At 70.7% G+C, this 8107-nt stretch carries 4 protein-coding genes; 3 read left to right on the forward strand and 1 reads right to left on the reverse strand.

The genetic code is table 11. From position 1 onward, the window contains the following. Positions 1-537: 537 nt before the first annotated feature. Entirely contained in the window at positions 538-990 is a 453-nt protein-coding gene (locus ACIBLA_RS24565; protein WP_399199881.1) for an Rv3235 family protein, read from the reverse strand. A 294-nt stretch (positions 991-1284) separates the two neighbouring features. On the opposite strand from ACIBLA_RS24565, the gene ACIBLA_RS24570 reads away from it, so the two are divergent. The 3 genes from ACIBLA_RS24570 to ACIBLA_RS24580 all read left to right on the forward strand — a co-directional run bounded on the left by ACIBLA_RS24570 (position 1285) and on the right by ACIBLA_RS24580 (position 7943). Next, positions 1285-1791 carry a DUF6912 family protein gene (locus ACIBLA_RS24570; protein WP_363246867.1) on the forward strand — a complete coding sequence of 169 codons (507 nt, stop codon included), beginning with the start codon at positions 1285-1287 and terminating at the stop codon, positions 1789-1791. Positions 1792-1836: 45 nt separating this feature from the next. Further along, positions 1837-2508 (forward strand): HAD family hydrolase, encoded by a 672-nt coding sequence (locus ACIBLA_RS24575; RefSeq protein ID WP_399199882.1) that lies wholly within the window; start codon positions 1837-1839, stop codon positions 2506-2508. A gap of 374 nt (positions 2509-2882) precedes the next feature. Continuing rightward, positions 2883-7943: an NAD-glutamate dehydrogenase gene (locus ACIBLA_RS24580; protein ID WP_399199883.1), complete on the forward strand. Its 5061-nt coding sequence runs from the start codon at positions 2883-2885 to the stop codon at positions 7941-7943. Positions 7944-8107: the final 164 nt, after the last annotated feature.

Genomic DNA, 8107 nt, shown 5'->3' on the forward strand with positions numbered 1-8107 from the left:
CCCGCCCCCCCGCCCCCCCCCCCCCCCCCGCCCCCGGGGCGGCCCCCCCCCCCCCGCGCCCGCCCCCCCCCCCCCCCCGCCCGGCGGCCCCCCCCCCCCCCCCCCCCCCCCCCCCCCCCCCCCCCCCCCCCCGCGGGGGGGGGCGGGGGGGGGGGGGGGGGGGGGGGGGGGGGGGGAGGAGCGGCGTTGTTGGGGCCGCAGGGGCCGTACGGCGGTGTGTGTGGTGTTGGTCGGGGTGTGGAGTTCGCCGGGGCCGTCCGGTGGTCGGGGTGTCCTCAGGCGCCGGACGGGCTGGCTGGGCGGCGGACGGGTTGGGGTAAGTCCCCGCCGGTGGTGGGTCCTCAAGCGGCGGATCGGCTCAGAGCTGCGATTTGGTTGGTGGAGGGTTCGGTCTCTTCAAGTGCCGACCGGCCCTGGGTGGCGCCGCGCGGGGCGCGCCCCGCGCGGCGCCCTGCCTTCGCGACGGCCTGGGAAATCGTTCGCCGCTGTGGCCGTGTCCTCAGGTGCCGCTCGGGCGCCTGAGGACACGGGTGCCCGTCACCTCCGTGGGCGGGGTGCCACCTCCACCGCTGCGCAGCGCCAGCGGAGGTCCGGGCCCTGTTCCAGGCGGAACGCCATCGCGCGGACCTGGTCGCCCGCCGCGATGCTTGCCCAGGCCTCGACCACTCCCGGACGGGGGTGGAAGCTTCGGCAGGTGCGGATCACCGGGGTGGTGTTGCGGGCGCGGAGTGGGGTCGTCGGGGCCAGGTGGACGAGTTGGTCGTACGCCTCGCCGATCGTCTGGCCCAGCATCGAGTGCACCGGCCGCAGGCCGCTGAGGACGGCGAGCAGCAGTTCCGCGAAGCGCTCGTGCGGCTGCTGCCAGGGCTGGCGGCGCTGGGAGACCACGCGGCCCGGCCTGCGTGGGTCGTGCCGGGCCGGTGGCCGGGTGGTGGCGGGCGTCCGGGTCGCCGCCCTGTCGTACGTCCTGCTGGTTTCCGTGCCGCTCACGCAGATCGCCCCCGTTCCGCAGGCCCGGCCGCATTCGCGTTACCGGGCGGTAACTTGTGTTGGGGATCTTCTACGGGTGATCCGCGGCCGTCGCAAGGACCGGATTCCGGGGCGGCGCGTGTGTCGGGTGTCACCTGTCCGAGTGGCCGGGCGGGCCGTACCAGGGCCGCAGGCATCACTCTGTGTATCCAGATGGACGGGAAACGGCTCCGCAGTGTCACCCCGACGAGGGACCGGCCGGATGTGCCGCACGTATCCTGGAACCGCTCTCCCGACTACGAAAGCGGTCATCGCATGCGCGTCTACGTCCCTCTGACCCTTCCCGGTCTCGCCGAGGCGCACAAGACGGGCGAGTTGGGTCCTGGGCCGCTGACCGCCTACGCGGTGACGCCCGGACTGCGTGAGTGGTATCTCTCCGACGACATCGAGGAGTTGGAGTACGCGGCCCTCAATCGCGCCGCCGCCGCCTCGCTCCGCCTCGTCGCCGGTGACCCGTCCGCCGCGCGGCGCCGGGTCGTGGTCGCCGTCGACGTACCGGACAAGGACGCCGCCGCCGACCCCGACCGCGGGGTGGACTCCGCCGGGCTCGGCGAGGTGCGGATCGCCGAGGCCGTGTCGCTGGCCCGCGCCGCCGCCGTGCACGTCGACGCGGACGACGCCGAGGGCGACGTGTCCGCCGCCGCCGCCGCGCTGGGCGGCGCCGACCACGGCGACGACGACGCGCAGTTCACGGTGGACGGCGCCGAGGACCACGACCTGCTCTGGTTCGGGGTCCAGGAGATTCCGGGCATCGTGGCGTAACGTTCCGCGGCGCGATTGTCAGACCCGGCCGGTAACGTCTTCGGCATGGGGACGCACGACACACATCTGGTCTGGGACTGGAACGGCACACTGCTCGACGACTTCAGCGCGGTCATCGGGGCGACCAACGCCGCCTTCGCGGAGATCGGTCTTGAGCCGATCACGCCGGAGCGGTATCGGGATCTGTACTGCATGCCGATCCCGGTCTTCTACGAGCGCGTGATGGGCCGCCTCCCCACAGACGCCGAATGGCCGGTCATGGACGAGACCTTCCACCGGCACTACGTGGAGCGTCGTGTCGCGTGCGCGCTGACCGAGGGGGTCGAGGAGCTGCTGACGCAGTGGACGCTGGCCGGCCGCAGCCAGTCGCTCCTCAGCATGTACGAGCACGACCAACTGGTGCCCGTGGTGCGGGACTACGGGATCCATCAGCACTTCGTCCGGGTCGACGGGCGGACAGGTCCGTCCGGCGGCACGAAGGCCGTGCACATGGAGCGCCATCTGGCCGCGCTCGCCAAGGAGGGCCGGATAGCCCCCGCGCACACGGTGGTGATCGGTGACGCGGTCGACGACGCCCTGGCCGCCGCCCATGTGGGCGCCCGCGCGGTGCTCTACACCGGCGGATCGCACAGCCGCAAGAGCCTGGAGACGGCGGGCGTCCCCGTCGTTGACAGCCTCGCCGAGGCCGTCGACCTCGCACAGGGCATCGCGCGCTGACCGCCGAGACCGCCGCCGTCCTCACCCCGCCCCCGTAACCGGCCACTTGTCACTGGCCGGACCGGCAAATTTCACTCCCTTCTTTTGAGCAGATGGCTCATGACGGGGTTGGGGTACGGCGAGATAGCCTGGGGCCGTGATCAGTGCGATATGCCGCGGGAGCAGCGAAGCTCCCGGCCCGATCCCGGAGTGCCACAGCGCCCCGGGCCTCGCTGATCTTCACACTCCGGCGCGGCCGTCAAGTTTGGCCAATTACGTCCCGGACATCTCTCATCGCGGCATAGCGTCGACTCAGACCGGACAGCCCGCGTCGTGGCGTTGTGTCGCTTCTTTCATCGACGTCACGCAACGGCGCGCGACAGGAGCCAGAGGACATGCAGACCAAGCTGGACGAAGCCAAGGCCGAGCTGCTCGCACGGGCGGCCCGGGTCGCTGAGAACAGCCCAGCCGGGGGGGCTGGGGGTCTGGGGGGCACCTCCCGGAACAACTCGGCCGCGACGGCGGCCGGCGACGAGACGCAGGACGAGACGTACGACGAGAAGCACCCAAACCACGAGGCGCTGCTCGCGTTTCTCCACAGGTACTACCTGCACACCGCCCCGGACGATCTCGCCGACCGCGATCCGGTCGACATCTACGGCGCGGCGCTCTCCCACTACCGGCTGGCGGAGGACCGTCCGCAGGGCACGGCCAATGTGCGCGTACACACGCCGTCCGTCGAGGAGAACGGCTGGACCTGCACCCACACGGTCGTCGAGGTGGTCACCGACGACATGCCGTTCCTGGTCGACTCGGTCACCAACGAGCTCACCCGGCAGAACCGCGGCATCCACGCCGTCATCCACCCGCAGATCCTGGTGCGCCGCGATGTCACCGGCCGGCTCATCGAGGTCCTCTCCGAAGGCCGCGGCGACGGCGCCGAGCAGACGCACGACACCGTGATCGAGTCCTGGATCCACGTCGAGATCGACCGCGAGACCGACCGCTCCGACCTCAAGGACATCACCTCCAACCTGCTGCGTGTCCTGTCCGACGCCCGCGAGGCCGTCGAGGACTGGGACAAGATGCGCGAGTCCGCGCTGCGCATCGCCGACGAACTGCCCGGCGAGCCGACCGCCGACGACCTGCGCGACCAGGAGGTCGAGGAGGCGCGCGAGCTGTTGCGCTGGCTCGCCGACAACCACTTCACCTTCCTCGGCTACCGCGAGTACGAGCTGACGGGCGACGACGCCCTGACCGCCGTCCCCGGCACCGGCCTCGGCATCCTGCGCTCCGACCCGCAGCACGCCGACGACGAGGCCCACCCGGTGAGCCCGTCGTTCAACCGGCTCCCGGCCGACGCGCGCGCCAAGGCCCGCGAGCACAAGCTGCTCATCCTCACGAAGGCCAACAGCCGCGCCACCGTGCACCGTCCGAGCTATCTCGACTACGTCGGGGTGAAGAAGTTCGACGACAAGGGCAATGTCGTCGGCGAGCGCCGCTTCCTGGGCCTCTTCTCCTCGGCCGCGTACACCGAGTCCGTACGCCGTGTCCCCGTCGTACGCCGCAAGGTCGCCGAGGTCCTGGCGGGCGCCGGCTTCTCGCCGAACAGCCACGACGGCCGCGACCTGATGCAGATCCTGGAGACGTACCCGCGCGACGAGCTTTTCCAGACGCCCGTCGACCAGCTGCGCTCCATCGTCACCAGCGTCCTGTACCTCCAGGAGCGGCGCCGGCTGCGCCTGTACCTGCGCCAGGACGAGTACGGGCGCTACTACTCCGCCCTCATCTACCTGCCGCGCGACCGCTACACCACCGGCGTCCGGCTGCGGCTGATCGACATCCTCAAGGAGGAGCTGGGCGGCACCAGCGTCGACTTCACCGCCTGGAACACCGAATCGATTCTCTCCCGGCTCCACTTCGTCGTACGCGTCCCGCAGGGCACCCAGCTGGCCGGGCTCACCGACGCGGACGTCGACCGCATCGAGGCGCGGCTCGTCGAGGCCGCCCGCTCCTGGGCCGACGGCTTCGGTGAGGCACTCAACGCCGAGCTGGGCGAGGAGCGCGCCGCCGAGCTGCTGCGCCGCTACGGCAACGCCTTCCCCGAGGGTTACAAGGCCGACCACTCGCCGCGTTCCGCCGTCGCCGACCTCGTACGCGTCGAAGAACTGAGCCGCGAGGAGAAGGACTTCGCGCTCTCCCTCTACGAGCCGGTCGGCGCCGGCCCCGGCGAGCGCCGTTTCAAGATCTACCGCACGGGTGAGCAGGTCTCCCTCTCCGCCGTCCTGCCGGTGCTCCAGCAGCTCGGCGTCGAGGTCGTGGACGAGCGGCCGTACGAGCTGCGCTGCCCGGACCGCGCGCACGCCTGGATCTACGACTTCGGCCTGCGCATGCCGCGCGGCGAGAACGGCCAGACCAAGGACGACCATCTCGCCGAGGACGCCCGCGAGCGCTTCCAGGACGCCTTCGCGGCCGTCTGGACGGGCGAGGCGGAGAACGACGGCTTCAACTCCCTCGTCCTGCGCGCCGGGCTCAACTGGCGCGAGGCGATGGTGCTGCGCGCCTACGCGAAGTATCTGCGCCAGGCCGGGGCAACCTTCAGCCAGGACTACATGGAGGACACCCTCCGTAACAACGTTCACACCACCCGGCTGCTGGTCTCCCTCTTCGAGGCCCGGATGGCGCCCCACCGCCAGCGGGCCGGCACGGAGCTGATCGAAGGACTCCTCGAAGAGCTGACCGGCGCGCTCGACCAGGTCGCCAGCCTCGACGAGGACCGCATCCTGCGCTCGTTCCTCACCCTCATCAAGGCCACGCTGCGGACGAACTTCTTCCAGAGTGCGAGCAAGGGCCAGGAGGGGAAGGGCGGTACGGGCCGGCAGGGCGCGGTCGAGAAGCACCACAGCTATGTGTCGATGAAGTTCGACCCGCAGGCCATCCCCGACCTGCCCGCGCCCCGCCCCGCGTACGAGATCTGGGTCTACTCGCCACGGGTCGAGGGTGTGCACCTGCGCTTCGGCAAGGTCGCCCGCGGCGGTCTGCGCTGGTCCGACCGGCGCGAGGACTTCCGTACGGAGATCCTGGGCCTGGTCAAGGCGCAGATGGTCAAGAACACGGTGATCGTGCCCGTCGGCGCCAAGGGCGGCTTCGTCGCCAAACACCTGCCCGACCCGGCCGTCGACCGCGACGCCTGGCTCGCCGAAGGCATCGCCTCCTACAAGACGTTCATCTCCGCCCTGCTCGACATCACCGACAACATGGTGGCCGGCGAGGTCGTGCCCCCGTCCGACGTGGTGCGGCACGACGAGGACGACACGTATCTGGTCGTCGCCGCCGACAAGGGCACCGCCAGCTTCTCGGACATCGCCAACGAGGTCGCGATCGCCTACGACTTCTGGCTCGGCGACGCCTTCGCCTCCGGCGGCTCCGCCGGTTACGACCACAAGGGCATGGGCATCACGGCGCGCGGCGCCTGGGAGTCCGTCGAGCGGCACTTCCGCGAACTGGGCCACGACACCCAGACCGAGGACTTCACCGTCGCCGGAGTCGGCGACATGTCCGGTGACGTCTTCGGCAACGGCATGCTGCTCTCCGAGCACATCCGGCTGGTCGCCGCCTTCGACCACCGGCACATCTTCATCGACCCGAATCCGGACGCGGCCACCTCGTTCGCCGAGCGCCGCCGTCTCTTCGAGCTGCCGCGCAGCTCCTGGGCCGACTACGACAAGTCGCTGCTGTCCCAGGGCGGCGGGATCCACCCCCGCAGCGCCAAGTCGATCCCGGTCAACGCGCATGTGCGCCAGGCACTGGGGATCGAGGCGGGCGTGGCCAAGCTGACGCCGGCCGATCTGATGCGGGCGATCCTCAAGGCCCCGGTCGACCTGATGTGGAACGGCGGCATCGGTACGTACATCAAGTCGTCCGCCGAGTCGAACGCGGACGTGGGCGACAAGGCCAACGACGCCATCCGCATCAACGGCGAGGACCTGCGGGCCAAGGTCGTCGGCGAGGGCGGAAACCTCGGCGCGACCCAGCTCGGCCGCATCGAGTTCGCGCGCCGCGGTGCGGACGGCAAGGGCGGCAAGATCAACACCGACGCCATCGACAACAGCGCCGGTGTGGACACCTCCGACCACGAGGTGAACATCAAGATCCTGCTCAACGGCCTCGTCACGGACGGCGACATGACCGTCAAGCAGCGCAACAAGCTGCTGGCCGCCATGACCGACGAGATCGGCAAGCTCGTTCTGCGCAACAACTACGCGCAGAACGTCGCGCTCGCCAACGCGGTCCTCCAGGCCCCGTCCCTGCTCCACGCCCACCAGCGGTTCATGCGCCGTCTGGAGGCCGACGGCAACCTCGACAGGGCGCTCGAATTCCTGCCGAACGACCGCCAGGTCCGGGAACTGCTCAACGCGGGCAGAGGACTCTCCCAGCCCGAACTCGCCGTCCTGCTCGCGTACACCAAGATCACCGTCGCCGACGAGCTGATCTCCACCGAGCTGCCCGACGACCCGTATCTGCGCAAGCTGCTGTACGCGTACTTCCCCGCCCAGCTCCGCGAGAAGTTCTCCGAGCAGATCGACGGGCACGCGCTGCGCCGCGAGATCATCACCACGGTGCTCGTCAACGACACCGTGAACGCGGGAGGTTCGACCTTCCTGCACCGGCTGCGCGAGGAGACCGGGGCGTCGATCGAGGAGATCGTACGAGCGCAGACAGCCGCCCGCGAGATCTTCGGACTCGGCCCGGTCTGGGACGCGGTCGAGGCGCTGGACAACAGTGTCGCCGCCGACGTCCAGACCCGGATCAGGCTCCACTCGCGGCGACTGGTCGAGCGCGGCACCCGCTGGCTGCTCGGCAACAGGCCGCAGCCGGTGGAGATCGCCGGGACGGTCGAGTTCTTCGCCGACGGCGTCGAGCAGGTGTGGCAGCAGCTGCCGAAACTGCTGCGCGGCGCCGATCTGGAGTGGTACCAGAACATCGTGGAGGAGCTGACCGCGGCGGGTGTGCCCGACGTGCTGGCGCTGCGGGTCGCCGGATTCTCCGCGGCGTTCCCGACGCTCGACATCGTGCAGATCGCCGACCGCACGGGCAAGGACCCGCTGGACGTCGCCGATGTGTACTACGACCTCGGTGACCGGCTGCGGATCACACAGCTGATGGACCGGATCATCGAGCTGCCGAGGGCCGACCGCTGGCAGTCCATGGCCCGCGCGTCGATCCGCGAGGACCTGTACGCGGCGCACGCCGCCCTGACGTCGGACGTGCTGTCCGTCGGCAACGGCACGTCGACGCCGGAGGAGCGCTTCAAGGCGTGGGAGCAGAAGAACACGGCGATTCTCTCGCGTTCACGCACCACGCTGGAGGAGATCCAGGGCTCGGACTCCTTCGACCTGGCGAATCTGTCCGTCGCGATGCGGACGATGCGCACGCTGCTGCGGACGCACGCGTAGGCCGGTCGTCCCGGCGGGACCCGGTCCCGCCGGGACCTGTCCGCAGTCGCCGGGGGGGGGGGGGGGGGGGGCGCCCCCCCCCGGGGGGGGGGCCCCCCCCCCCCCCCCCGGCTCCTCAACGAACTCATCGGTGAATTCTGCGTGAAGGTACCTGAGTTCAACCG

The organism is Streptomyces sp. NPDC050433 (assembly GCF_044458565.1).
Classification (GTDB): Bacteria; Actinomycetota; Actinomycetes; order Streptomycetales; family Streptomycetaceae; genus Streptomyces.